This window comes from Primorskyibacter aestuariivivens (genome assembly GCF_028023675.1).
In the GTDB taxonomy this organism is placed as follows: domain Bacteria; phylum Pseudomonadota; class Alphaproteobacteria; order Rhodobacterales; family Rhodobacteraceae; genus Marinovum; species Marinovum aestuariivivens.
In genome coordinates, this window is sequence record NZ_JAQIOZ010000004.1 from 227,584 (window position 1) to 251,165 (window position 23,582).

Here is a 23,582-nt window from a genome sequence, read left to right on the forward strand (position 1 = left end):
GTGGCCGTAACAACAAAAGAAGCCATCGGAGGCAGGAGCAATGGGTTTCCCCGGCACATGGATGACGGAGAGCGAAAGCGTGGTTTACCGCGTGGTGCCCAAATGCGCATGTTCGACCATCGGTCAGATCATGTATTTTTCCGATCACGGCGCGTTTTTCGACGGCGATATCCATGATGCGACCGAGGGTCTGCACAAATGGGCGCGCGAGGAAAGCCAGCCGTTGATCAACGCCAATGTGAAGACGCATCAGGCCTATGCGTTCACATGCGTGCGCAATCCCTATACCCGGATCCTGTCATCCTTCTTCGACAAGATCTGCGGGATACAGCGCAATGGCAAACGCTATCGCGGGAACCTTGTTCCGATGCTGATCCAGAAATACGGGATCGAGGTGGGGGGCGACGATGGCAAGCAGGAGTTTGACCAGATCGCCAGCTTCCGCCGGTTCCTGCTTTTCACGCGGGACACGATCCGCTGGCGCCGCCCGATGGAGCCGGACATTCACTGGTCGGCCACGTCGGGGCATGTGTCCACCTTCATTGCGAATGGCGGGCGGTATGACAAGATTTTCTGGACCGAGACCTTCAATGACGGGATGCAAGAGGTGCTCGACGCCATCGAAACGCCGCATAGCGTGAACCTGTCCGAGATCCCGCGTTTCAATGAATCCGAAGGTCATGGCCCCAAGCGCTTGCATCCGGTCGAAGACTATTTCGACGATCTTTCGATGCATCTGGTCTATGAAATCTACAAACGCGATTTCGACCTGTTCAAATACGATTTCGAGAACCCGGGCAACAAGATGCCCATCGGCGAGATCGACCTTGACGAGGTGCATGCAAAACTGGGCGACTGAGTTTGGCGTGTTTGCCGATGGGCTCTAGAGTTTCGACGAAATGATCCCGGTCGAAAACCCGCCCATGCGCAATTCGCCGAACAGGCGTTGGTACTCGATCTTGGGACAACGGTTCTGCACCACGTCGACGCCCTGCGCCTGCAGCTTTTCGGCCGCCTGCGCGTGCTCGACACCGATTTGCATCCAGAAGGTCCTGAGATCCGGCAGGTGGGTCATGGCCTGCTCGGCAATCTCGGGCACGGCCTCGGACCGGCGAAAGACATCGACCATTTCCACATCCTTTGGCACCTCGCTCAGATCGGCGCGGATCTCCTGACCAAACAGGGTCTTGCCCGCGTGGCCGGGATTGACCGGGATTACCTTGAACCCCTTGAGATTCAGGTAGCGCGCGACGAAATAGCTGGGTCGGACCGGGTTGGTCGACACACCGACAAGCGCGATTTTTTTCGTGCGCTTCAGGACGTCTTTGAGAAAGGTGTCAGAATAGCTCATGACAGAGACCCTACACGGCAATCTGCGCAGAAAAAAGCGCCCAGATGAACTCTGGGCGCTGAGTGCGGAACGAGGGACAGTGTGGTGTCACACAGAGGTTCCGGCTCTGTGTGTCATGACCATGAGATAGGTGCCGAAAGCGGAATGAAAAGAGCTTGTAAACGAGTTGTGAACAGGCCGGGATCACCCCACATGCCGTCGCATGGCCCGTGTCATCCCGCGGGTTGCTTCTGCAATCATGGTGAGCTTTCCGCGGCGGGATTCAAGATGTTCCTGCAAACTGGGATGCAGGCGCTCGGAGCGGTCTTTCATGCGGCGGCGCGGGGCGCGGAACAGGAACATCTTGCCCCAGCTTGACCAAGTGCCGATGGAGGGCGCATTGACATCTGTTGGATAGCGGTTTCGCCACCCGTCTGGCAGCGGCAGACCACAAGCTTCGGCCCGCTCAAGTATCCAGACCAGCGGGATATTCGACAAGGGCCGCGCGCTTTCATCGCCCCCAAGTTGCCCGCCGATATCGCCATGGGTGCCGCGAAACCAGACCTGCTCGATGCGGTTGCCGAATTCCTCGGGCACGTCCCAGAGAACCGGCGCATAGGCCGATCGTGTCTCGTCATAGGCGAGCGCGTGAAAGCCATGCTGGACAGAGCGGCCAAGGTGGTGGTTGTGGAACGCGTGACGCGTTTCGGAGAGCCGCCAGATCAGCGGCAGGCGCACGCCCAGCGCCTTGACCGTATCAAACACGCCGACCGCTTCGATCATGGTGTGATCGTGGCAATAGGCGCGGCGAAACGCCCGTGCCGCGTCACCGTCCGGCGCTGTTTCATAATGGCGGTAGGCCTGCGTGATGTTGCGTTCGACGGCGTGGCGTGCTGAGAGCAATCCCATCCTGTCTATCATCCCGGCCAGTGATCGTATGGCATATCCGCCGCGGGAGTAGCCAAAGAGGAATATCCGGTCGCCGGGCCGATAGCGCGAGGCGAGATACCCATAGGCCCGCCGGATTTGCCGGTTGATCCCCTTGCCGGTCACCACGGCCCAGGCTGCGCGCCAGTCGGGGAACTGCACCCCGGGTTCGTAATAGATCGACAGATCATCCGGGCTCTCGCAAAGCAGCTTGTAGATCAGACCGGCATTGGTTTCGCACCCGTCCCGCAGCGAGGACATGGTTCCGTCAAGGATGATCACATGGATGCGCGGCCCGCGGCGCGGGCCAGACCGGGTCTGGTTGCGGCGAAATTTTCGCCCCAACCATCCCACTATCTGCTTATGCAGCCGTCTCAGTCGCATCCTTTGTCATTCTCCTGTCGCGCGCGGGTTCCCTCTGCGGTGTTGCCCCCGCCAATCGGTCCGGGCGTTGCGGCGATGTCTTTCCAATATCGGCATATGACGTTGTAATATCCATGAAATTTGCCGTGAACCGGACTGTGCCACCGTCATGCGCACCCCTTGGGCCGCAAATCCGGCGGTTCATTGAACCGCCATATGTCATGCGTCGGGTCGTCATTCCGGTCTCCTCTGACACCAACCTACCGCGCAAGCATGGCATGAGTGCGGCGGGTTCGGGAACATTTCCCATCGCGTTGGTCCCTTTCGCAGGATGCAGGCGAATGCTTTAAATATCGTGACTCGCTTCTGAGCTATGCCCGCGCAGGTTTGCGGGGATGGGGCGCGCGTCGACTGTCACCGGGGCAAGACCCGCGCGAACCGTAGCGATCCGGTTCAACCCAAAGCCATTGAACCCGGTGCTCAGCGCAAGACTGTAGGCACCCATTCCCGAGAACAGGACAAAATCGCCCTCGCGGCAATCACCGGGCAGAGACGTTTCCGGCGGCAACCGGTCAACGGAATCGCAGGTTGGGCCAAAGACCGGCATCTGCTCCGGAGGACCAAGCCGCTCCGCCCCATCGGGGGCAAAGACCCGGACCCGGCGGGGCGTTGGCATGTCGCGCATCTCGGCCAATCCGCCGTAAAGCCCGTCATTGAGATAAACCGCCCCGGTGCCGCGCCGTGCCTTGATCCGCGTCACAAGCGTAAACGCCTCGGCAACAAGCGCGCGCCCCGGCTCACATACCAGTTCTGGCGGGTGTTCAAACGCTGATCTTGCGGACCTGCCAATGGCGCTCAATGTCTGTTCCAGACCGTCACCGGCCCCATCGCGATCCGATGCAAATCCGCCTCCCAAATTCAAGCGGGCCAGCGTGACACCAGCGTCGCGCGCGATCTGCGCCGCGGTTATTATATATCTCTCCCACGCCTCCGGGGCGCGGCATTGAGTGCCCGGGTGAAAGGTCAGCGACGGGGTCGCACCCGAGCGCTGTACCTGTTGCAGCAGTTCAATGGTCTCGGCGGGGCCGACGCCGAATTTTTCGCCAAAGTCATAGGCTGCTCCCGGCACGTTCAGCGCCAGCCGGACCGCGATTTCATCCCCCGGCGCGGGGGCGATCTTGGCCAATTCGCCGGGGTCATCCACCGACCAGGATCGCACGCCCAGATGACGGGCCTCGGCAATCTCGTCGGTGCCGCGGATCGGGTTATGATAGTGCAGATCGGCCCCGGGACAGACCTCGCGCACCGCCCGCATTTCCTTTGGCGAGGCGACATCAAAGGCGCGCATGCCAAAACCGCACAGGTTTTCCAGAACCATGGGGCTTGCATTGGCCTTGACCGCATAGGTGACCAGCCCGTCGAAACCGGAACGGAACCGTTCATACTGACGCAAAAGATCACAGGGCGCGAAACATGCAACCGGCTCGGTCGGTTGCAGACGCATCGCCGCATCCAGAGAGGTTGCAAAAAGTGTGGTATCCGCCTGCATCTGCGCCTCCTTTTTTCTCAGGATCGCCAAGGCAGAGGTCAATTCCGCCTGTCACTTTGTGCAATTTGCGGTACAGTTACGTCAAAATGACCAAAAGACTGTCAAATGGACAAGATTGATCAGCAACTCTTGAATCTGCTGGCAGAGGATGCCCGCGCGCCGGTGGCCACGCTGGCGCGCAGGCTGGACCTTGCGCGGACGACAGTGCAGGCCCGGATGGAGCGTCTGGAACGGCAAGGGCATATCGCGGGCTATACGATCCGCAGGGGCACGGCCGCCAAGGCTCCGCTGCGCGCGACTGTCCTGATCTCTATCGAGCCGCGCTCCGGACCAACGGTGCTGGCGCGGCTCAAATCCTTGCCCGATGTGACCCGCGTGCACACGACAACCGGACGGTTCGACCTGATCGCCGAGCTCGAAGCACAAAGCAGTGAAGCGCTGGACGATACGCTGGACAGGATTGGTGAGGCTAAAGGGGTCAAAAGCTCGGAAAGCCTTGTGCATCTGTCCACGAAGATTGACCGAAGCTGACGGGCGCGGGCCGGTCGGACCCGAAATGGCCATATTCGTGAACGGCCCCGGCCATCTTCGTTAACTAACTCCAAAGCGTACACAGTTTGGAGTTACTCGCATGTCTGTTGATGTTTATGGCAAGACCGAGGACCACAAAGGTTGATCGCGCTGGTTCATCAGGAACGCGAAAAGGCACTTTCGCCGCGCGAATGGAAACACCGGTTGGCGGGACACGGCTATGCCCTGCGCGATACCGATCATGGCACCGTTATCACGTCGTTGTCCCAAGGCTGCGAAATTTGTCCGCTCCCGCGGCACCTGGCGTCGTGAAATCAGCCTTGCCTAGCGGCCGGGTATGCCGTCGCGCGGGCCGCTGACCGCCCAGTTCTCGATGACTTCGACCGCTTCTTGCGCGGTTTCGACAAACCGGAACAGCTCAAGGTCTTCGGAGGAAATCGTGCCCGCGTCCGACAGCGCTTCCCAGTTGATGATACGTTCCCAGAATTCCCGCCCGAACAACAGAAATGGAACCCGTTTCATGCGCCCGGTCTGGATCAGCGTGAGGGATTCGAACATCTCGTCCAATGTCCCGAACCCGCCCGGAAAGACGCAGATCGCACTTGCCCGCATCAGGAAATGCATCTTGCGGATCGCGAAATAGTGGAAGTTGAAACAGAGGTCGGGGGTGACGTATTCATTCGGCGCCTGTTCATGCGGCAGCACGATATTCAGCCCGATGGAATGGCCCCCCGCATCAAATGCGCCACGGTTGCCGGCCTCCATCACGCCGGGACCGCCGCCGGTGACGATGACATTCTCATGCCCGCCGGTCTTGAGTGATTTCTCGGTCATGAGCCGGGAGAATTCACGCGCCTCCTCATAGAACTCTGACAAACCGGCCAGCGTCTTTGTCCGCGCCGTTTCCTTTTTCGACGGTTCCGGAATGCGCGCCCCGCCAAACAGAACGATGGTGCTTTCGACGCCGTATTCGGTCATCATCATTTCTGGTTTGAGCAGTTCGAGCTGAAGTCGGACCGGGCGCAGTTCATCGCGGCACAGAAAGTCTTCGTCCGCAAAAGCCAGCCGATAGGCAGGGGCGCGTGTCTGTGGCGTATCGGGAATGTGGTCGGCTTTTTCACGGTCTGTATGAGCGTCGCGAAACGGGCTGCGGCGGTACTCGTTCATGGGATACGTCCTGCTCTGCTTGTTCGGGTTCGATATGACGTGAGCGGGATGATAAACTCAACCCCGCGCGGGGTGACGTTTCGGAAAGGCGCGTGTTGCGCAGGGCTTCGATTTGCTGTCTAAGGCAGCGCTAACGCAGCATGCATCCATCCGACGGAGGAACATCCATGTCCAACGCCCAGCTTGAAACTGCCATCGAAGCCGCCTGGGAGGCGCGCGACACCATCACGCCGTCTACCGGTGGCGAAACCCGCGAAGCGATCGAAGACACTCTGAACGCGCTGGACAGCGGCAGCCTGCGCGTTGCCGAACGTCAGGACAGCGGCGACTGGCACGTGAACCAATGGGCCAAGAAAGCGGTTCTGCTGGGTTTCCGTATCAAGGACATGGAACAGCATGACAACGGCCCCCAAGGCGGCGGCTGGTGGGACAAGGTCGACAGCAAGTTCAAGGGTTGGGGCGACAACCAGTGGAAATCTGCAGGCTTCCGCGCCGTGCCGAACTGTGTCGTGCGCAAGTCCGCCTACATTGCCCCCGGCGTCGTGCTGATGCCGTCCTTTGTCAATCTCGGTGCCTATGTGGACGAGGGCACGATGGTTGATACCTGGGCCACCGTCGGCTCTTGTGCGCAGATCGGCAAGAACGTGCACCTGTCCGGTGGCGTGGGCATCGGCGGCGTGCTGGAACCGATGCAGGCGGGTCCGACCATCATCGAGGACAACTGCTTTATCGGGGCGCGCTCCGAGGTGGTCGAAGGCTGCATCGTGCGCGAAGGCTCTGTGCTGGGCATGGGCGTCTTCATCGGCCAGTCCACCAAGATTGTCGACCGCGAGACCGGCGAAGTCATGTATGGCGAAGTGCCGCCCTATTCGGTGGTGGTGGCAGGCTCCATGCCGTCGAAAAACGGCATCAACCTGTACTGCGCGGTGATCGTGAAGCGCGTGGATGAGCGCACCCGCTCCAAGACCGGGATCAACGAGCTTCTGCGCGACTGAGACGCGCCGAAATCACGCTTTGAAGAACGCCCCGCCTTGTGCGGGGCGTTTGCATTTCCGTCCTGAGAAAAGTGTTTTTGATCTGGAAACCGGCGATCTTGCGTACCAATACAGATCGTGCAGGTTTCCGGGTGCTTGGTGAAGAGGTCTGCGATCATCAAAACGCGACAATGACTCCAGAGGGGGAGACCCATGATGAAACGACGCTTTGCACTGAAATCCATGGCAGCGGTTGGGCTGCTGGCCGCGACCGCAGCTTGTACCGACATGGCCATGAGCGGTGGTGACGATATCGTCGATATCGCAGCCTCCAACCCGGATTTTTCCACATTGGTCGCCGCTGTGCAGGCCGCCGATCTGGTGGATACCCTGAAAGGCCCTGGACCGTTCACGGTCTTTGCGCCGACGAATGACGCCTTTGCCGCGCTGCCCGCCGGCACGGTTGAGAACCTGCTCAAGCCCGAGAACAAGGATCAGTTGGTTGCAATCCTGACCTATCATGTGGTTCCTGGAAAATTCACCGCCGCATCGCTGTCTGGTCAACGCGGGCGGGTGGCCACGGCGCAGGGCGGTTACCTTCATGTGAACGGAACCGATGGCGTACATGTCAACGATGCGCGCGTGACCGCCGCGGACATCATGGCGTCCAATGGTGTGATCCATGTGATCGACAAGGTTCTGCTGCCTTAACCGCCTCAGCTTGTGGCGAATGCCCCCGTCCGGCTGTCCCGGGCGGGGGTTTGATTTTGAAAACCGCTTGCTCCAGGACCCGGGCCAAGGCATGTGGGAACTCCACGTTGCGAGAGACCGAGCCATGTCCGACAAGCCAAAGAAACCCAAACGCCACCACGTCTATACTCTTGTCGTGCAGGTTGGCCGCAAGGACGGCGACGGCCTGCCCAAGGACAGCACCGGCGCGGGGCTGATCTGCTACGCGTCCGGAGTGGACGAGGCTGAAGCTGTGCGCGAAACCGTGGCCATCCTGAAACAGGCGGATATGGCGCCTCTGGATGTAACCGGGCATGGTACGCTGGATGACCGGCGTGAGGGTGGCGAGGAGATCGGTCAGGAAGAAGTTGATCTGATGCAACGCGCGCTAGAGGAAAACGCCGTGATCGTGGCACAGGTCACGCCGTTTTTCGACGCGGAATAAAACGGCGAGCGCCCTTCAGCCCGCCGGTTTGCGCGCGGTGATGCTGGCAAACAGGATTGCCCCGTAAAATGAGCCTTGCTCGACGCGGCGGCGCGCTTCCTCGACAAAAGCCTTGGCAAGGGCTTCGCCGCAATCTCCGGCCCGGGATGCGGCGTCTACGCCGCGCTCCATCACCGTAATCATGTAATCCGGCTGAGTCGTCTGCACATATCCATGCGCTTGCATTCTTGGGGTTTCGAAACCACTTTCGGACATCAGACCGGGCAGCCTGCGCATGATATACATGTCGTGGATAAGGTGACGCTGCGCGGCTTGCATCGCGGATTGCAAAGGATCACCTTCGAACAATGCTACTGTATTGGTGGCATAGTCACCGTCGAAAACGGCCAGAACGCCTCCGGGCCGCAGAATCCGCATGGCTTCGCTCAGGGCCGCTTGCGGGTTGGCCAAATGGGAAAACACCGTATGGGCAATCACAAGATCGGCCGAGGCATCCTCGACGCCCGTGTGCCCGGCATCGCCCGCTTGGAACGATACTCCTGACCAGTCGTCAAACCGGGCCTGCGCGCGCCGTATCAGCCCCGGCGACGGGTCCACACCGATGAAGCGTTTCGGTTTCAGGATGTCCAGCATCAGCGCGCTTGTCGCGCCATTGCCGCATCCAACCTCCACAAGTTCAAGATCGGGTTGGGCCAGTGGTGCCATATACGCCCGGCAAATATCCTGCATCGTGGTCTCGCTGGCGCGGATGTCCATGGCAGTGGCGATTGCGTTCAGGACCTCTTCGGGTTGATCCTTGATCGAAAGGTATAGGTCCGGCATCGGGAACACTTTCACTGGTGTGCATACCCTTAGCAGCAATAGTGCAATGCGCCAAATCCGGGTCTAGGCGACCTCGATCAGGGCCCGCGCCTCGTAGCCGGCCAATACCGGCGAGGCCAGCGACGCCTGTTCCGGGATCATCGTGGGGTTGGCATCGCAAAGCACGCTCGCCCCAAGCTTGGCCGGATCGCGGCGCAGGCGGCCGATAAAAAGGCTTTCCACACTGGCACCATTGGCTTCGATCCTGCTGTGGGACGGAAGCAGGACCTGCGCATAGGTGACCAGCGCGACATGGGTCTCGCGCAGCGCTGACACCCCGTTGACCAGATGTTCGGCTGGGACCAGCACCGCCTCGCGGCCAAAGGTATATTCGACAAGACTGCCGGTCATGAAAATCTTTTGATGGGCCGCTACGATCAGGTCCTGCTGAAGGTCGAAATAGGGGGCGCGCAGGCGGATGGGCGCAAAGCTTCCCAGGGCGGGGACCGTGCGCTGTGCGACATGCAGCACAGGTTCGGGCGGATTGCCGGCCCCTGTGGTTACAAGGTCACCACAGGCAAGCTCGCCAAGCACGCGTGGTCCGAATGTCGTGCTGACAATACTGCGCACCCCCAGCCCGGGCAGCGGGCCAACCGGTTCGACATCATTTGAAACAGCCAGAAACCCCAGTTCAGCCGTATCGGGCAAACAGATTTCCATTGCCTCGAAGCTTGTGAGACTGGCGGCGGCCAAAGGTTTCGGGATGGGCAGAGTGCCAATGACAAATGCGCGATCCCCGACAGCTTCCACGGCAAATCGGGCGATCGACCGGTCGCAGTCCCACGCAAGGCTCAAGCGTACCTCTCCGCCCAACCCGGCCTGGGCCAGCCGAAGGGTCTTGTGCGCGAGCATCGCGCCTTGTGACAGGACCAGCGAAAAACTGCCCCCGGGCAGGGCCAGAATGGACAGGTGCCCGGCGGCATGGGCCTGAAGCGGGATGCGCAGGACGGGTTGCGCGGCGGTGATCGGGTCAAGCAGGGCTTCAAGCAGGACCGTTCCACGCCGCAGGCTGCCGCGTGCTGGCGTCTTGTCGAACGGTGGGTGAAATCGGCTGCCAGAACTTTGGCTGAGGGACGCAATCCAGTTCATGCGCTCATCACCGATCTGGCCCAGGCCAACATGCCTGACACGTCAATCATCACTCAATCCCCCAAACGCTGGCCAATCGGCGCAGCGTCACCAAGTTGCGGTTCGCAGGGATTTACCGGCAAAACCGCTCGACCTCTGGCGCTTTTGGCCGCGCTTGTTATTGGTGCCAGCCTAGCACTGGTATGGATGATCTGTTAAGCGGACACAGCATGTTGATGCTTTTGCGCTGCAAATCGGCCACAACCCTTCAGACACCGGAGCTGCCATGCCCTCGATTGATCCGCTTGAATTGACCGCGAAACTGGTCCGATGCCCCTCGGTCACGCCCGAGGAAGGCGGCGCGCTGGTCCTGTTACAGGAGATGCTGGAACTGGCCGGGTTCGAATGTACCCGGGTGGATCGCGGCGGCGTCAGCAACCTTTTCGCGCGCTGGGGCGATAAGGGGCATGCGCGGAGCTTTGGTTTCAACGGGCATACCGATGTCGTACCCATTGGCAACCGTGACGACTGGACAGCCGACCCTTTCGGCGCCGACGTCCGCGACGGGTTCCTCTATGGGCGCGGCGCGACCGACATGAAATCTGGTGTTGCCGCCTTTGTCGCGGCAGCCATCGACTTCGTCACCGACACGCCCCCTGACGGCGCGCTGATCCTGACCATCACCGGCGATGAAGAGGGGGACGCGGTGGATGGAACAACCGCGCTTCTGGATTACATGGACGAGGCCGGGGAGAAGATGTCGGTCTGTCTCGTGGGGGAACCCACCTGCCCCGATCACATGGGCCAGATGATCAAGATCGGGCGGCGCGGGTCGCTGATCGCGTGGTTCACGATGACGGGGGAGCAGGGCCATTCCGCCTATCCGCACCGCGCCAACAACCCGCTGCCCGCCATGGTGCGGCTGATGGACCGGCTGGCGTCCCACACGCTGGATGAGGGGACCGAGCATTTCGATGCCTCGACGCTGGCCGTGGTGACCATCGACACCGGCAACCCGGCCACCAATGTGATCCCGGCCCAGACCCGGGCGACGGTGAATATCCGGTTCAATGACGCGCATTCCGGCGCATCGCTGACCGACTGGTTGCAGGCCGAGGCGGACAGGGTGGCGGGTGAATTCGGCGTGGAGATCGGCATGGATGTGAAAATCTCCGGAGAAAGCTTCCTGACCCCGCCCGGCCCGCTCTCCGAGCTCGTGTCACGCGCCGTCGAGGCGGAAGCAGGCATCACCCCGGAGCTGTCCACCACGGGCGGCACCTCGGATGCGCGGTTCGTGAAAAACCATTGCCCGGTGGTGGAGTTCGGCCTTGTCGGCAAGACCATGCATCAGGTCGATGAACGTGTCGCGGTGGATCAGATCCCCCAGCTCAAGGCGATCTATACCCGCATTCTCAGGGAGTATTTCGCATCATGAGCCTGACCATCACCCGCACTGACGATCTCGACACCTGTCTTGCCCTGCGCTTTGCGGTGTTTGTCGAGGAACAGGGCGTGCCCGCCGAGATCGAGCGGGACGCTTATGACGAGGTTGCCACGCACCTTCTGGCAACGCGCGAAGGCACGCCGCTGGGCACGGCCCGCATCCTGCCCAATGGCGAGATTGGCAAGATCGGCCGGGTCTGTGTCCTGCGTGAGGCACGCGGGCAAGGGCTTGGCGCAGCGCTGATCGAGGCGGCGCTGGCGGAAATGCGCAAGGATGGGCGGTTTTCCAAGGCCGTGCTGGGCGCGCAGATCACGGCGATTCCGTTCTATGAAAAGCTGGGTTTCGCTGCCTATGGCGAGGATTTCGACGATGCCGGCATTCCGCATCGCATGATGGAAAGGGCGCTGTGAGGCAACGCCTGATCGTCATGCTCAAGGAACCGCGCCCGGGGCGGGTCAAGACGCGTTTGGGCCGCGAAATCGGCATGGTGTCCGCCGCTTGGTGGTTCCGGCATCAGACAGTACGGCTCCTGCGCAGGCTGGACGACCCGCGCTGGGACCTGATCCTAGCTGTATCACCGGATCGCGATGGCTTGCAAAGCCGGGTCTGGCCCGCGCATCTGCCACGCATACCGCAAGGCCCCGGCGATCTGGGCGACCGCATGGCGCGTGTGTTAAGGTCCATGCCGCCTGGTCCGGCCTGTCTCATAGGTGGGGATATTCCGGGCATCACGCCCGCACATATCGCCCGCGCCTTTGCAACGCTGGGTGGCCATGACGCGGTGTTCGGACCGGCGCAGGACGGCGGCTATTGGCTGATCGGCCTGCGCCATCCCGGTCGCGCGCCAGCCGGGTTTCTGGACAATGTACGCTGGTCCAGCGAACACGCCCTTTCCGACAGCATGGCAAGCCTTCCGGATGCGCGAATTGCGCTGGCGAATAGGTTGGCCGACGTGGACAGCGCCGCCGATCTTGGGTGACGCGCGGGGCGGGCAGGCCCCGCCTACGGCTTGAAAATCAATGTCCCATGCCAGCGTGATGCTCACATGTCACATTGGGATTGAACGGCATCAGATCGCCGCTCGGATTTTCGCGGAACAGCCAGACATGCTGATCATAATGCGGCATGAAACCATGCGCCTCGTCGCCTTCTGTCGCCGGATCATCGGCCATATGGTCCCAGGCGCGGCCATTGAGCATGGGCGGCCCATCATGCCCCGCCGCGTGCCATGCTTCCTTGAATACAAGGTTTTCCGCGCCGACCAATTCAAGTGATCCATCGTCTCGCGGCTCGTACAACAGGATGGCGGGCTGCATGAAATCGGTATGGGTGCCCATCCCGTTCACACGTCCCCCGGGAGGCGACAGCTTCAGCAGGTCGGGCCGAAGGTAGTGGATGCCCATGGCCCCCCATTCCATCGGCATGCCTTCGGCAGCCGCATGCACACAATGCCCTGACGGGTCCTGAATATAGCCGTCGGCGAGGGCCGCGTTCACGTCCTTGTATTTTTCGACCGCAGCACGCATGTCGTCGAGCGATACATTCTCCGCTGCGGCCGCGTTCCCGCAAAGGGTCATTGCCGCAGCCAGAAGCGCCGCGCCTATCGCGCGGGATGTCGCGGGTTTGGCAAAATCGAAATTCGTTACGCAATTTTCTTTTTGAACAAACATGGTCTTTCCTCCTCTGAGAAACTGCCATGCCCGAAAGGTGAATTAGCATTGCCTGAAGGCCATAGGGTGCGCCCCGCCGCCCGAGTCTGTCAAGCAGCCCCCGGTTGCAACTTGGGGCGCGGTATCAATTCTGCGGCTCCGGTCGTCCAAGAAAAACAGTTGCCACGGCGCGTTTTGCGTGGGGCGCGGATTTGGCAATGACGTCCGCCAGCACACATGCTACGCCGAAGCCATGACAAAGCTTCCTTCCAAGCCCGAGATCCTCGACTGGATCGCCGCCAATCCCACGCTGACCGCCAAACGCGATATCGCCAAGGCCTTTGGCATCAAGGGGGCGGCGCGTATCGACCTCAAGCGCCTGCTCAAGGAACTGGAGCATGAGGGTCATCTGGAAAAACGCAAGAAGACCTATCGCGATCCGGATCGCCTGCCGCCGGTTTCGGTGCTGCAGGTCAAGGCCCCAACGCCAGACGGGGACCTGTTTGCCAGGCCGCTGGAATGGCATGGCGAAGGGGTGGAACCTATTGTGCTGGTCATGCCGCGCGCCTCGGATCCGGCGCTGGGCGAAGGCGACCGTATCCTCGCGCGGCTGCAGGTGGTGCATGAAGAGGACCACAATTACGAAGCCCGCCTGATCCGCCGGATCGGCACCAACCCGCACAAGATCCTCGGCATCTTCTCCAAACGCTCCGAAGGCGGGCGGATCAAGCCCGTGGACAAAGGCGCCGACAAGGAATGGCAGGTCGCGCCGTCTGACGTGCATGGCGCCAAGGATGGCGAGTTGGTCGAGGCGGAGCTGGCCGGCCCCAAGACCCGCATGGGACTGCCCCGCGCGCGCATCACCGACCGGCTGGGTGACCCCAGCGCGCCGCGCGCCGTGTCGCTTATTGCCATTCACCAGCACGGTATCCCGGATGATTTCCCCGATGAGGTCATCGCCGAGGCCGACGCGATGAAGCCCGCAGGGCTGTCGGGGCGCGAGGACCTGCGTGAGATGCCGCTGATCACCATCGACCCGGCCGATGCGCGCGACCATGACGACGCCTGTTATGCCCATGCCGATGATGACCCGAAAAACGAAGGCGGTCACATCGTCTGGGTCGCCATCGCCGATGTGGCCTATTACGTGCGCTCCGGCTCGGCACTGGATCGCGAGGCGCGCAAGCGGGGCAATTCCTCGTATTTCCCGGACCGCGTTGTGCCGATGCTGCCCGACCGGCTGTCGGGTGATCTGTGCTCGCTGCACGAAGGGGTGCCGCGTGCCTGCATCGCGGTCCGGATGCAGATCGACGCCAAGGGTCAGAAGCTCTCGCACCGCTTTGTGCGCGGGCTGATGCGCTCTCCCGCCTCGCTCAATTATGTCGAGGTGCAGGAGGGCATGGACGGTGCCCCGAACGACAAGGTCGCGCCGCTGATGGAGGACGTGATCCATCCGCTCTTTGCCGCCTATGACGCGTTGACCAAGGCGCGCGCGGCACGGCAACCGCTGGATCTGGACCTGCCGGAACGGCGCATTGAGCTGTCCGAGGATGGCAAGGTGTCGTCGGTCAATTTCAGGGACCGGCTGGACGCCCATAAACTGATCGAGGAATTCATGGTGCTGGCCAATGTCGCCGCCGCAGAGACCTTGATCGCGAAAAAGACACCGCTCCTGTTCCGCGTTCATGAGGAGCCGCCGCAGGAAAAGCTCGATAGCCTGCGCGACACGGCGGAATCCGCAGGACTGACGCTGGCCAAGGGGCAGGTGCTCAAGACTCATCATCTCAACCGGCTGTTGCACGATGCGGCGGGCACGGAAGAGGCGGAGCTTATCAACCTCGCGACGCTGCGGTCCATGACGCAGGCCTATTACAGCCCCAAGAATTTCGGGCATTTCGGTCTCGCGCTGCAGAACTATGCGCATTTCACCTCGCCGATCCGGCGCTATTCCGACCTGATCGTGCATCGCGGACTAATCTCGGCCCATGGCTGGGGCGATGACGGGCTGAGCGAGTTCGATATCGAGAAGCTGGAACCGACGGCAGCACATATTTCAGACACCGAGCGTCGCTCAATGATGGCTGAGCGTGACACGACGGACCGCTACCTTGCCGCCTATCTGTCTGAGAGGGTGGGCAATGAATTCACTGGGCGCATCTCTGGAATTGCTCGGTTCGGTGCGTTTGTGAAGCTGGACGAGACCGGTGCTGACGGGCTGATCCCCATGCGCAACCTTGGCCGAGAGTATTTCCATTTCGACCGCGATAACGCCACGCTGATGGGGTCAGACACTGGCATGACGATCACCATCGGTCAGCGCGTTACCGTGCGCCTGTCAGAGGCGGCACCGGTGACCGGGGGAATCGCGCTCGAATTGTTGGAGATCGACGGGGCCAAGCCCCCCTCCGGCCTGTCTCGCGGCGGCCGCGGCAAACCCGCCAAGCGCAAACTGGCCCGGTCCAAGAAGAAAGCGGCCCAGGTGAAGCGGAACAAAAGGCGTTAGAGTTCAACGCGCAGCATATCGCTGCGCGCATTGCGCAGGTCTCAAGGAAATAAATGCTTTCCTGAGGTTCAGTGGTGAGCCGTGCAGGATTCGAACCTGCGACCCACTGATTAAAAGTCAGTTGCTCTACCAACTGAGCTAACGGCCCACTGGCGCGCTATCTAGAAAGAGGGGCGCACAGGGTCAACCCGTAAAATGAGAAAAGTTTCACCGGGCTGGATTCAGGGCAGGCGCGGGGTTATATGCGCGCGGATGGAACAGGTGGATGACATGGCAGTGCCCTTCATGAAAATGCACGGGTTGGGCAACGACTTTGTCGTGCTTGACGGGCGTGCGCGAGGCGTCGAAGTGACGCCCGGGCTGGCCATTGCGCTGGCGGACAGGCACAGGGGCGTGGGCTTTGACCAGCTTGCGCTGCTCTCGGCGTCGGACACGGCCGATGTGCACCTGACCTTTTACAACGCTGATGGATCGCTCTCTGCGGCTTGTGGCAATGCATCGCGCTGCATTGCGCGGTACCTGATGGATGAGACCGGCAAGCCCGAGGTCAAGCTTGAGACGTCCGAACGGGTGCTTATCGCGCGGGATGCGGGCAATGGGCAAACGTCGGTCAATATGGGCCACGCGAAGACCGATTGGCGGGATATTCCGCTGGCCCGCGCCATGGACACGCTGGAATTGCCCATTGATGGCGCGCCGACCGCGACGGGCATGGGCAATCCGCATTGCACCTTTTTCGTTGAGGATGCCGAGGCCGTCGCGCTGGAATCTCGCGGGGCCGGGATTGAACATCACCCGTTGTTCCCCGAACGCACCAATGTGCAATTCGCCAGCGTGATCGGACAGGACAGGCTGCGCATGCGGGTCTGGGAGCGTGGGGCAGGGGTGACGCTGGCCTCTGGCTCGTCCTCTTGCGCTACGGCTTCGGCGGCGCATCGGCGGGGCCTGACCGGGCCGGAGGTCACGATCCATCTGGACGGCGGCGTGATCCATATCCGCATTGCCGAGGATGGGATCTGGATGACCGGACCCACGGCGCATGTGTTTGACGGCGTGTTGACCCGCGCGTTTCTGGAGGCTCTGTGATGGCGGGTGTGCCTCCTGTCTTTTCGACGCTTGGGTGCAGGCTCAACGCCTATGAGACCGAAGCGATGAAAGAGCTTGCCGAAGGGGCGGGTCTGGATGGCGCTGTCGTGGTCAATACTTGTGCGGTGACCGCCGAGGCGGTGCGCAAGGCGCGGCAGGAGATCCGCAAGCTGCGCCGGGAACATCCGCAAGCGCGGCTGATCGTGACAGGATGCGCGGCGCAGACAGAACCCGAGACCTTTGCCGCGATGGACGAGGTCGACGCTGTCATTGGTAATACCGAGAAGATGCAGCCCGAGACATGGGGGCGGCTGGCGGCGGATTTCGTGGGCGAGACCGAAAAGGTTCAGGTCGATGACATCATGTCCGTGACCGAGACCGCCGGGCATCTGATCGACGGGTTCGGGACGCGAAGCCGCGCCTATGTGCAAGTGCAGAATGGCTGCGACCATCGCTGCACCTTCTGCATCATCCCCTATGGCCGGGGCAATTCGCGCTCGGTGCCTGCGGGCGTGGTGGTAGATCAAATAAAGCGGCTAGTAGATCGCGGCTATAACGAGGTGGTGCTGACCGGTGTGGATCTGACCTCTTGGGGTGCCGACCTGCCTGCCACGCCACGTCTGGGCGATCTGGTGCGGCGTATCCTGAAACTGGTGCCGGATCTGGCGCGGCTCAGGATTTCTTCTATCGATTCGATCGAGGCTGATCCGGCGCTGATGGAGGCCATCGCGACCGAGCCACGCCTCATGCCGCATCTGCATCTGAGCTTGCAAGCAGGCGACGACATGATCCTCAAACGGATGAAACGCCGCCATCTGCGCGACGACGCCATTGCGTTTTGTGAAGAGGCGAGGCGCCTGCGGCCTGACATGACCTTTGGCGCGGATATCATTGCCGGTTTCCCGACCGAGACCGAGGCGATGTTCGCCAATTCGCTGAAGCTGGTCGAGGAGTGCGACCTCACCTGGTTGCATGTCTTTCCATACAGCCCCCGTCCCGGCACCCCCGCCGCGCGCATGCCGCAAGTGGATGGCCGGGCGATCAAGGACCGGGCCGCGCGGCTTCGCGCCGCCGGGCAGGTCCGGCAAGAGGCGCATCTGGCGGCGCAAGTGGGGCGGGAGCATCAGGTACTGATGGAAAACCCCCATATGGGCCGCACGGCGCAATTTGCCGAGGTGGTGTTTGACGCCGCCCAACCCGAAGGCCAGATTGTGCCGGCACGGATTGCCAGGCAGGACGGGCGGCAGCTCCTTGCGTGGTAGGTCTAATGGGTCTCGGCCGGTCCAGAGATGGTTGGTTTCCGCCAATCAGCTAGGGCGAATTAACCAGCCGGTTTGAACTGGGCAGCCAGTCCGCCTGCCTTCTTTTGCGCTGAGGTGAATTCTGCGCTGGAATACGCCCTAACAGTTTTCATGTTCGACACTGTACCAGACGCGCCTGCGACCATCAGCGCGGGGATGATATCTTCCCCGTCTGCCGCCTCGCAGATCATTAGAAAATCATTCTCGCCTGTCGTCGCAAAGTAGGACAGCATCTTTCCACCCACGGCCTCGACCAAAGGTTTGACGGCAGCGGCCCGATCCGACGGGTTTGCGATCATCCCTTGGATCGCCTGAGCTGTGTAATTTCCTGTAATGATAAAAGTGGCCATAACGTCCTCCCATGAAATTTTGCCCGGCGCTCACCAGGGAGAGTGCCCTCCCTTAGGGTCTGCCGCAGCATTAATAGACTATCGAGGGCTTCAATCTAACACATCTGATTGAATATCCCTACGATCCTCGAAAACTCGACTCAGTGGACACCGCCTGACTGTAACTCTCCCTTCATGCCACCCCGCAAAGTCCCGTTCCTTTCGCTCTCCAACCTCAGTAAGCTCTCCGCAAAGAACAGGTTGAGGATGTCCCATGAAACTGATGATGGCCGGGCCGTCGCCCTTTGTGCGCAAGGTGCTCGTGACGCTGCATGAGACGGATCAGGAGAAAGAGGTCGAGTACGAGATCGTCACCGCTTCGCCCACTGGTCCCGACCCTGCGCTCATCGCGGCCAATCCGGTGGGCAAGATCCCCGCGCTTATCCGTACCGATGCGCCGACGCTCTATGACAGTCGGGTGATCTGCCGCTATCTCGATCATCGGGCCGACGCGGGTCTCTACCCCGAAAAACGGCTCTGGGACACGCTGACGCTTGAGGCGACGGCGGATGGGATGATGGAGGCCGCGGTGCTCATGGTCTATGAGGAGCGCTTCCGCCCCGAAGACAAACGCTATGACGGATGGGTCGAAGGTCAGTGGGGCAAGGTGGACCGCGCGGTAAGCGCACTGAACACCCGTTGGATCAGCCATCTCCATGGCCCGCTGGATATGGGCCAGATCGCGGTGGGCTGCGCTCTGTCCTATCTCGATTTCCGGCATGCGGCTCGCAGTTGGCGCACCGGGAATGACGCGCTGGCCGAATGGTACTCCGGATTTGCCGAGCGGCCGCCGATGAAAGCCACGGCGCCGAAAGCCTGAGCGATGCCCCTGCAAGACGACCTGAACACGTTGTGGAAACGCTATGTCGCGGCCTATCGGGCGGGTGATGCCACGGGGTGCGCCGCCCTTTTCACCTTGGGCGCCGTTCTGCATTCCCCGTTTGGCCCGCCGGCCAGAGGACGTACCGAAATCGAGGCGCTGCATGCCGATTGGGTGGCTGAAGGGGGCGGGGCAAAACACATGCAACTGCTGGAGTCGGGTCAAACCGGTGATCTTGCGTGGTGCCTGTGTGCCTTTTCCGAAGGTGACGCCACGGGCGAGGGCGTGTCGCTCAACGTGCTCGAACGACAGCCGGACGGCGACTGGAAAATCCGGGTGTGCAGCCTCAATGCCGGGGACCGAGGCTGGAACGCGGGTCTGACGGACAGATTCGCCTGAGTCGCTCAACCGGATGCATCCGGGACGGCTCGGAACGGACCCAACATACCGGGTCTGCAGATTTTTAGCCGACATAGTGATGCAAAGCTGCATATTCGCCGCGACATTAAGGCGCGATATCCCCTGCGCTCTTTTGAACGCTGGACGCCCCAAATTCCCGGCGCTAAATACCGCCCCGGAGAGCTGCGCGCGCCGTATGGCGTTTGCGCGGTCGGAATTGTTATTGCCAGGCAACTGGCGCTGAAATGGAGATCACTCGTGTCCCACGCAGACGATCACGAAGGCACCCGCAGAGATTTTCTCTACTATGCCACCGCAGGGGCCGGCGCCGTTGCGACTGGCGCTGCGGTTTGGCCCCTCGTCAACCAGATGAACCCCTCCGCCGATGTTCTGGCGCTCAGCTCGATCCGGGTTGATGTGTCGGGTGTCGAGGTTGGTACCCAGATCACCGTCAAATGGCTGGGCAAGCCGGTGTTTATCCGCCGCCGCACCCAGGAAGAGATCGACGCGGCCCGTGCCGTGGAGATGTCCGAGCTGATCGACCCGCTGGCGCAGAATGAAAACATCGACGCCGCCGCTGACGCGTCTGATGAAAACCGCGCCATGGACGAAAACGGCGAATGGCTGGTGCAGATGGGCGTGTGTACGCACCTTGGCTGTGTGCCTCTGGGTGACGGTGCAGGTGACTTCAACGGCTGGTTCTGCCCCTGCCACGGCTCGCATTACGACACCTCGGGTCGTATCCGCAAAGGGCCCGCGCCGACGAACCTGCCGGTCCCGCCGGCGGAATTCGTTGACGTAACCACCATCAAACTGGGTTAAGGGAGCGTCACAATGTCTGGTATTCCACACGACCATTACGAACCGAAGACCGGTGGCGAAAAGTGGCTGCATTCGCGCCTGCCCATCGTGGGTCTTCTCTATGACACCATCATGATCCCGACACCCAAGAACCTGAACTGGATGTGGATCTGGGGCATCATCCTGACCTTCTGCCTTGTTCTGCAGATCGTCACCGGCATCATCCTTGTGATGCACTACACCCCGCATGTGGATCTGGCCTTTGCCTCTGTTGAGCACATCATGCGCAACGTGAATGGCGGTCACTTCATCCGCTATCTGCACATGAACGGCGCGTCGCTGTTCTTTGTCGCGGTCTATGCCCACATTTTCCGCGGTCTCTACTATGGGTCGTACAAGGCCCCGCGTGAGATCACATGGATCATCGGCATGCTGATCTACCTGATGATGATGGGCACCGCCTTTATGGGCTACGTCCTTCCCTGGGGTCAGATGTCCTTCTGGGGCGCAACCGTGATCACCGGCCTGTTCGGCGCGATCCCCTTCATCGGCGAGCCGATCCAGACCTGGCTTCTGGGCGGACCCGCGGTGGACAACGCCACGCTGAACCGCTTCTTCTCGCTGCACTATCTGCTGCCCTTCGTGATTGCCGCGCTTGTCGCCGTTCACATCTGGGCCTTCCACACCACGGGCAACAACAACCCGACCGGTGTTGAAGTGCGCCGCAGCTCGAAAGCGGATGCCGAGAAAGACACCGTTCCGTTCTGGCCCTATTTCGTGATCAAGGACCTGTTTGCGCTGGCCGTGATCCTGGTGGTGTTCTTTGCCATCGTGGGCTTCATGCCGAACTACCTGGGCCACCCCGATAACTACATCGAGGCCAACCCGCTGGTGACGCCCGCGCATATCGTTCCGGAATGGTACTTCCTGCCCTTCTACGCAATCCTGCGTGCCTTCACCTCCGAGGTCTGGGTCGTGCAATTCGCCTCTTTCGTCACCGGCGGCATCATTGATGCGAAATTCTTCGGTGTTCTGGCGATGTTTGGTGCGATTGCCGTCATGGCGCTGGCGCCCTGGCTCGATACCTCGTCGGTGCGTTCGGGCAAATATCGCCCGATGTTCAAATGGTGGTTCTGGCTGCTGGTCATCGACTTCTTCGCCCTGATGTGGCTGGGTGCGATGCCTGCGGAAGAGCCCTATGCAACCTTCTCGCTGATCGCGTCGGCCTATTGGTTCGCCTACTTCCTGGTGATCCTGCCGCTTCTGGGTGTGATCGAGAAACCGCTGCCGCAGCCGGAAACCATTGAGGCCGACTTCAATGCCACCATGGCCAAGAAGGCCGGCAAAGGCTCCGCTGCACAGCAGCCGGCCGAGTAAGAGGACGAGAAACCAATGCTTAAGAAACTCACCCTCTCCGCAATCACGGCTCTGGCCCTTGGCACCACCGGTGCCATGGCCGCCGGTGGCGCAGGTCACGTGCATGATGTAGACTTCTCGTTCGAAGGCCCCTTTGGCGCCTTTGACCAGAACCAGTTGCAACGCGGCCTTCAGGTTTACACCGAGGTTTGCGCAGGTTGCCACGGTCTGAAATACGTGCCGATCCGCACCCTGTCCGACGAAGGTGGTCCCCACCTGCCCGAGGAACAGGTGCGTGCCTATGCCGAGCAGTTCATCGAGGTTTATGACGCGGAACTGGACGATTTCCGTCCCGGTCGTCCGACCGACAACTTCCCGGAAAACACCGCAGCGGGCGCGCCCGACCTGTCGATGATGGCCAAGGCCCGCGCGGGCTTCCACGGTCCTTACGGCACGGGCATGGCTCAGCTCTTCAAGGGCATGGGCGGCGCGGAATATATCGCCTCGCTCCTGACCGGCTATACCGGCGAGGAAAAAGTCGAAGCCGGTGTGACGCTCTATGAAAACACCGCCTTCCCGGGTGGCTGGATTTCGATGGCACCGCCGATCTACGGTGACGATGTGGAATATGCGGATGGTCACTCGACCTCGATCCACCACATTGCCGAAGACGTATCGGCCTTCCTGATGTGGACGGCGGAACCCAAGATGATGGCCCGTAAACAGGCCGGTTTCACCGGTGTCCTGTTCCTGGTGCTGCTGTCGGTCCTGCTTTACCTGACCAACAAGCGCATCTGGGCACCGATCAAGAAAAAGGCCAAAGAGCAGGCGTAAGCCCTGTCCTCAAGTTTTCGGAAAAGCCCCGCCGATTGTGCGGGGCTTTTTCGTTTGGGGCGCAGGTGGATGGTTGCGAAGTGAAACCCGGCCATGACAGCTTCGTGCCCGAATTAGGCAATTCGAGACGTGCGTGATACGATGTCTGCATCGCGGAGGACATCGGAGTGAACAGGCATGTCGGACAATGCAGCGAAATTCACAGGGGATATTCCCACGCATTATGACGCCGGTCTTGGGCCAATCCTTTTTTCTGACTTTGGGGACCGGCTGACCGCCACCGCATGTGCGGGCAAGGCAAAAAAAGTGATCGAATTGGCCGCCGGAACCGGGATCGTCAGCCGCAAACTTAGGGATTCTCTGCCGCGTGAGGCGTCGCTACTGGTCACCGACCTCAACGCACCGATGCTGGAGGTCGCCCGGAATAAATTTTCGGATGGGGAGAATGTGGATTTTGCGTTGGCCAACGCGATGGAACTGGATTGCGAAGATGGGGCCTTTGACCTGATGGTCTGTCAGTTCGGGGTCATGTTCTTCCCTGACAAGCCCGCCTCGTTTCGCGAGGCCGCACGCGTGCTCAAACCGGGCGGACGCTATGTATTCAACGTCTTCAGTGCCATGCAGGAAAATCCCTATTCTCAGATTGCGTATAGCATTCCCGCGCAGTTCGTTTCCGGAGAACCGCCTCGATTTTACAAGGTGCCCTTTCACTACGGTAACCCCGATGCGGTGCGTGAGGACCTGGCGGCCGCAGGCTGGCGGGACATTACGCATGAAACGATCCGGCTGCGCAAGAAGATCATGGAGCCGGAGGCATTTGCCAGAGGCCTCGTATATGGCAATCCGCTCATCGACGAATTACGGAACCAGGGTGGTGTTGACCCGGAAACCGTCGCAGCGGCCGTGCTCAGGGCCCTCGAAGTAACGTTCGGCCCGACCGACATGACGATGCCGCTGGAGGCGACGATCTTTTCCTGCACCGCCACCTGATCATCTGGCTGCACAAACAAAGTGTCGTCCGAAAAGGTGCTTCGTCCTGCCAAACCGCCGTTTATT

At 61.0% G+C, this 23,582-nt stretch carries 26 protein-coding genes and 1 tRNA gene; 18 read left to right on the forward strand and 9 right to left on the reverse strand.

What is annotated here, in order from left to right; genetic code table 11:
* Positions 1-40 precede the first annotated feature (40 nt).
* Positions 41-859 (forward strand): sulfotransferase family protein, encoded by an 819-nt coding sequence (locus tag PGB28_RS04990; protein ID WP_271420390.1) that lies wholly within the window; start codon positions 41-43, stop codon positions 857-859.
* Positions 860-883: 24 nt separating this feature from the next.
* On the opposite strand, the gene PGB28_RS04995 is transcribed toward PGB28_RS04990, so the two are convergent.
* The 3 genes from PGB28_RS04995 to PGB28_RS05005 form a co-directional block, all read right to left on the reverse strand.
* Positions 884-1,351: a CoA-binding protein gene (locus PGB28_RS04995; RefSeq protein ID WP_271420391.1), complete on the reverse strand. Its 468-nt coding sequence runs from the start codon at positions 1,349-1,351 to the stop codon at positions 884-886.
* 183 nt (positions 1,352-1,534) lie between these two features.
* A complete protein-coding gene (locus tag PGB28_RS05000; protein WP_271420392.1) occupies positions 1,535-2,641 on the reverse strand; it encodes a DUF2235 domain-containing protein in 1,107 nt (368 codons plus the stop codon).
* Between the two features lie 325 nt (positions 2,642-2,966).
* Positions 2,967-4,169: a type III PLP-dependent enzyme gene (locus tag PGB28_RS05005; RefSeq protein WP_271420393.1), complete on the reverse strand. Its 1,203-nt coding sequence runs from the start codon at positions 4,167-4,169 to the stop codon at positions 2,967-2,969.
* Between the two features lie 105 nt (positions 4,170-4,274).
* Between PGB28_RS05005 and PGB28_RS05010 the strand changes: the two genes are divergently transcribed.
* Positions 4,275-4,700 (forward strand): Lrp/AsnC family transcriptional regulator, encoded by a 426-nt coding sequence (locus PGB28_RS05010; protein ID WP_271420394.1) that lies wholly within the window; start codon positions 4,275-4,277, stop codon positions 4,698-4,700.
* Between the two features lie 141 nt (positions 4,701-4,841).
* Positions 4,842-5,012, forward strand: a complete 171-nt coding sequence (locus PGB28_RS05015; RefSeq protein ID WP_271420395.1) for a hypothetical protein — start codon at positions 4,842-4,844, stop codon at positions 5,010-5,012.
* Positions 5,013-5,024: 12 nt separating this feature from the next.
* Here PGB28_RS05015 and PGB28_RS05020 read toward each other — a convergent pair whose 3' ends face one another.
* Positions 5,025-5,867: an LOG family protein gene (locus PGB28_RS05020; protein ID WP_271420396.1), complete on the reverse strand. Its 843-nt coding sequence runs from the start codon at positions 5,865-5,867 to the stop codon at positions 5,025-5,027.
* 167 nt (positions 5,868-6,034) lie between these two features.
* Here PGB28_RS05020 and dapD point away from each other — a divergent pair, with 167 nt between their 5' ends.
* The 3 genes from dapD to PGB28_RS05035 all read left to right on the forward strand — a co-directional run bounded on the left by dapD (position 6,035) and on the right by PGB28_RS05035 (position 8,015).
* Positions 6,035-6,862 (forward strand): 2,3,4,5-tetrahydropyridine-2,6-dicarboxylate N-succinyltransferase, encoded by an 828-nt coding sequence (dapD, locus tag PGB28_RS05025; RefSeq protein ID WP_271420397.1) that lies wholly within the window; start codon positions 6,035-6,037, stop codon positions 6,860-6,862.
* Positions 6,863-7,057: 195 nt separating this feature from the next.
* The gene (locus tag PGB28_RS05030; RefSeq protein ID WP_271420398.1) at positions 7,058-7,552 is read left to right on the forward strand and encodes a fasciclin domain-containing protein; all 495 of its coding nucleotides are present in this window, start codon (positions 7,058-7,060) and stop codon (positions 7,550-7,552) included.
* A 124-nt stretch (positions 7,553-7,676) separates the two neighbouring features.
* The gene (locus PGB28_RS05035; RefSeq protein ID WP_271420399.1) at positions 7,677-8,015 is read left to right on the forward strand and encodes a hypothetical protein; all 339 of its coding nucleotides are present in this window, start codon (positions 7,677-7,679) and stop codon (positions 8,013-8,015) included.
* A gap of 15 nt (positions 8,016-8,030) precedes the next feature.
* On the opposite strand, the gene PGB28_RS05040 is transcribed toward PGB28_RS05035, so the two are convergent.
* Positions 8,031-8,837 carry a methyltransferase domain-containing protein gene (locus tag PGB28_RS05040; protein WP_271420400.1) on the reverse strand — a complete coding sequence of 269 codons (807 nt, stop codon included), beginning with the start codon at positions 8,835-8,837 and terminating at the stop codon, positions 8,031-8,033.
* Positions 8,838-8,900: 63 nt separating this feature from the next.
* Positions 8,901-9,965, reverse strand: coding sequence for a Hint domain-containing protein (locus tag PGB28_RS05045; RefSeq protein ID WP_271420401.1), 1,065 nt, complete (start codon positions 9,963-9,965; stop codon positions 8,901-8,903).
* A gap of 265 nt (positions 9,966-10,230) precedes the next feature.
* Here PGB28_RS05045 and dapE point away from each other — a divergent pair, with 265 nt between their 5' ends.
* From dapE to PGB28_RS05060, 3 genes are read left to right on the forward strand one after another with little or no spacing between them, the layout of a single operon-like run.
* Positions 10,231-11,379 (forward strand): succinyl-diaminopimelate desuccinylase, encoded by a 1,149-nt coding sequence (gene dapE, locus PGB28_RS05050; RefSeq protein WP_271420402.1) that lies wholly within the window; start codon positions 10,231-10,233, stop codon positions 11,377-11,379.
* On the forward strand, positions 11,376-11,798 hold the full coding sequence (locus PGB28_RS05055; protein ID WP_271420403.1) for a GNAT family N-acetyltransferase: 423 nt from the start codon (positions 11,376-11,378) through the stop codon (positions 11,796-11,798). The genes dapE and PGB28_RS05055 overlap by 4 nt, the downstream gene beginning before the upstream one ends.
* Entirely contained in the window at positions 11,795-12,367 is a 573-nt protein-coding gene (locus PGB28_RS05060) for a TIGR04282 family arsenosugar biosynthesis glycosyltransferase (protein ID WP_271420404.1), read from the forward strand. Before PGB28_RS05055 ends, PGB28_RS05060 begins: the two co-directional genes overlap by 4 nt.
* Positions 12,368-12,404: 37 nt before the next feature.
* Here the strand turns inward: PGB28_RS05060 and PGB28_RS05065 are convergent, their stop codons facing one another.
* The gene (locus PGB28_RS05065) at positions 12,405-13,058 is read right to left on the reverse strand and encodes a hypothetical protein (protein ID WP_271420405.1); all 654 of its coding nucleotides are present in this window, start codon (positions 13,056-13,058) and stop codon (positions 12,405-12,407) included.
* 232 nt (positions 13,059-13,290) lie between these two features.
* Between PGB28_RS05065 and rnr the strand changes: the two genes are divergently transcribed.
* Positions 13,291-15,540: a ribonuclease R gene (rnr, locus tag PGB28_RS05070; protein ID WP_271420406.1), complete on the forward strand. Its 2,250-nt coding sequence runs from the start codon at positions 13,291-13,293 to the stop codon at positions 15,538-15,540.
* Between the two features lie 72 nt (positions 15,541-15,612).
* On the opposite strand, the gene PGB28_RS05075 is transcribed toward rnr, so the two are convergent.
* A tRNA-Lys gene (locus tag PGB28_RS05075) sits at positions 15,613-15,688 on the reverse strand.
* 104 nt (positions 15,689-15,792) lie between these two features.
* On the opposite strand from PGB28_RS05075, the gene dapF reads away from it, so the two are divergent.
* Together dapF and mtaB are read left to right on the forward strand one after the other, a co-directional pair.
* Positions 15,793-16,626, forward strand: coding sequence for a diaminopimelate epimerase (gene dapF / locus PGB28_RS05080; protein WP_408636212.1), 834 nt, complete (start codon positions 15,793-15,795; stop codon positions 16,624-16,626).
* Positions 16,626-17,888 (forward strand): tRNA (N(6)-L-threonylcarbamoyladenosine(37)-C(2))-methylthiotransferase MtaB, encoded by a 1,263-nt coding sequence (gene mtaB, locus PGB28_RS05085; RefSeq protein WP_271420408.1) that lies wholly within the window; start codon positions 16,626-16,628, stop codon positions 17,886-17,888. Before dapF ends, mtaB begins: the two co-directional genes overlap by 1 nt.
* A gap of 59 nt (positions 17,889-17,947) precedes the next feature.
* Here the strand turns inward: mtaB and PGB28_RS05090 are convergent, their stop codons facing one another.
* A complete protein-coding gene (locus PGB28_RS05090; protein ID WP_271420409.1) occupies positions 17,948-18,277 on the reverse strand; it encodes a GYD domain-containing protein in 330 nt (109 codons plus the stop codon).
* Between the two features lie 253 nt (positions 18,278-18,530).
* Between PGB28_RS05090 and PGB28_RS05095 the strand changes: the two genes are divergently transcribed.
* The 6 genes from PGB28_RS05095 to PGB28_RS05120 all read left to right on the forward strand — a co-directional run bounded on the left by PGB28_RS05095 (position 18,531) and on the right by PGB28_RS05120 (position 23,516).
* Positions 18,531-19,136: a glutathione S-transferase gene (locus PGB28_RS05095; protein WP_271420410.1), complete on the forward strand. Its 606-nt coding sequence runs from the start codon at positions 18,531-18,533 to the stop codon at positions 19,134-19,136.
* Between the two features lie 3 nt (positions 19,137-19,139).
* Positions 19,140-19,535, forward strand: a complete 396-nt coding sequence (locus PGB28_RS05100; protein WP_271420411.1) for a YybH family protein — start codon at positions 19,140-19,142, stop codon at positions 19,533-19,535.
* Between the two features lie 258 nt (positions 19,536-19,793).
* Entirely contained in the window at positions 19,794-20,357 is a 564-nt protein-coding gene (gene petA / locus PGB28_RS05105; protein ID WP_271420412.1) for a ubiquinol-cytochrome c reductase iron-sulfur subunit, read from the forward strand.
* Between the two features lie 12 nt (positions 20,358-20,369).
* A complete protein-coding gene (gene petB / locus PGB28_RS05110) occupies positions 20,370-21,713 on the forward strand; it encodes a cytochrome b (protein ID WP_271420413.1) in 1,344 nt (447 codons plus the stop codon).
* 15 nt (positions 21,714-21,728) lie between these two features.
* Positions 21,729-22,526, forward strand: a complete 798-nt coding sequence (locus tag PGB28_RS05115; protein ID WP_271420414.1) for a cytochrome c1 — start codon at positions 21,729-21,731, stop codon at positions 22,524-22,526.
* A 177-nt stretch (positions 22,527-22,703) separates the two neighbouring features.
* The gene (locus tag PGB28_RS05120) at positions 22,704-23,516 is read left to right on the forward strand and encodes a class I SAM-dependent methyltransferase (protein ID WP_271420415.1); all 813 of its coding nucleotides are present in this window, start codon (positions 22,704-22,706) and stop codon (positions 23,514-23,516) included.
* Positions 23,517-23,582 lie beyond the last annotated feature (66 nt).

What these genes read in the sequence shown, in the direction of transcription:
- PGB28_RS05000 (WP_271420392.1), bottom strand. Translation starts at nt 2,641, where the DNA reads ATGCGACTGAGACGGCTGCATAAGCAGATAGTGGGATGGTTGGGGCGA.
- PGB28_RS05010 (WP_271420394.1), top strand. Translation starts at nt 4,275, where the DNA reads ATGGACAAGATTGATCAGCAACTCTTGAATCTGCTGGCAGAGGATGCC.
- PGB28_RS05040 (WP_271420400.1), bottom strand. Translation starts at nt 8,837, where the DNA reads ATGCCGGACCTATACCTTTCGATCAAGGATCAACCCGAAGAGGTCCTG.
- PGB28_RS05045 (WP_271420401.1), bottom strand. Translation starts at nt 9,965, where the DNA reads ATGAACTGGATTGCGTCCCTCAGCCAAAGTTCTGGCAGCCGATTTCAC.
- PGB28_RS05095 (WP_271420410.1), top strand. Translation starts at nt 18,531, where the DNA reads ATGAAACTGATGATGGCCGGGCCGTCGCCCTTTGTGCGCAAGGTGCTC.
- dapE (WP_271420402.1), top strand. Translation starts at nt 10,231, where the DNA reads ATGCCCTCGATTGATCCGCTTGAATTGACCGCGAAACTGGTCCGATGC.
- mtaB (WP_271420408.1), top strand. Translation starts at nt 16,626, where the DNA reads ATGGCGGGTGTGCCTCCTGTCTTTTCGACGCTTGGGTGCAGGCTCAAC.
- PGB28_RS05055 (WP_271420403.1), top strand. Translation starts at nt 11,376, where the DNA reads ATGAGCCTGACCATCACCCGCACTGACGATCTCGACACCTGTCTTGCC.
- PGB28_RS05090 (WP_271420409.1), bottom strand. Translation starts at nt 18,277, where the DNA reads ATGGCCACTTTTATCATTACAGGAAATTACACAGCTCAGGCGATCCAA.
- PGB28_RS05115 (WP_271420414.1), top strand. Translation starts at nt 21,729, where the DNA reads ATGCTTAAGAAACTCACCCTCTCCGCAATCACGGCTCTGGCCCTTGGC.
- PGB28_RS05035 (WP_271420399.1), top strand. Translation starts at nt 7,677, where the DNA reads ATGTCCGACAAGCCAAAGAAACCCAAACGCCACCACGTCTATACTCTT.
- PGB28_RS05005 (WP_271420393.1), bottom strand. Translation starts at nt 4,169, where the DNA reads ATGCAGGCGGATACCACACTTTTTGCAACCTCTCTGGATGCGGCGATG.
- PGB28_RS05020 (WP_271420396.1), bottom strand. Translation starts at nt 5,867, where the DNA reads ATGAACGAGTACCGCCGCAGCCCGTTTCGCGACGCTCATACAGACCGT.
- dapD (WP_271420397.1), top strand. Translation starts at nt 6,035, where the DNA reads ATGTCCAACGCCCAGCTTGAAACTGCCATCGAAGCCGCCTGGGAGGCG.
- PGB28_RS05065 (WP_271420405.1), bottom strand. Translation starts at nt 13,058, where the DNA reads ATGTTTGTTCAAAAAGAAAATTGCGTAACGAATTTCGATTTTGCCAAA.
- PGB28_RS05100 (WP_271420411.1), top strand. Translation starts at nt 19,140, where the DNA reads ATGCCCCTGCAAGACGACCTGAACACGTTGTGGAAACGCTATGTCGCG.
- PGB28_RS04995 (WP_271420391.1), bottom strand. Translation starts at nt 1,351, where the DNA reads ATGAGCTATTCTGACACCTTTCTCAAAGACGTCCTGAAGCGCACGAAA.
- petB (WP_271420413.1), top strand. Translation starts at nt 20,370, where the DNA reads ATGTCTGGTATTCCACACGACCATTACGAACCGAAGACCGGTGGCGAA.
- PGB28_RS05120 (WP_271420415.1), top strand. Translation starts at nt 22,704, where the DNA reads ATGTCGGACAATGCAGCGAAATTCACAGGGGATATTCCCACGCATTAT.
- dapF (WP_408636212.1), top strand. Translation starts at nt 15,793, where the DNA reads ATGGAACAGGTGGATGACATGGCAGTGCCCTTCATGAAAATGCACGGG.
- rnr (WP_271420406.1), top strand. Translation starts at nt 13,291, where the DNA reads ATGACAAAGCTTCCTTCCAAGCCCGAGATCCTCGACTGGATCGCCGCC.
- PGB28_RS04990 (WP_271420390.1), top strand. Translation starts at nt 41, where the DNA reads ATGGGTTTCCCCGGCACATGGATGACGGAGAGCGAAAGCGTGGTTTAC.
- PGB28_RS05030 (WP_271420398.1), top strand. Translation starts at nt 7,058, where the DNA reads ATGAAACGACGCTTTGCACTGAAATCCATGGCAGCGGTTGGGCTGCTG.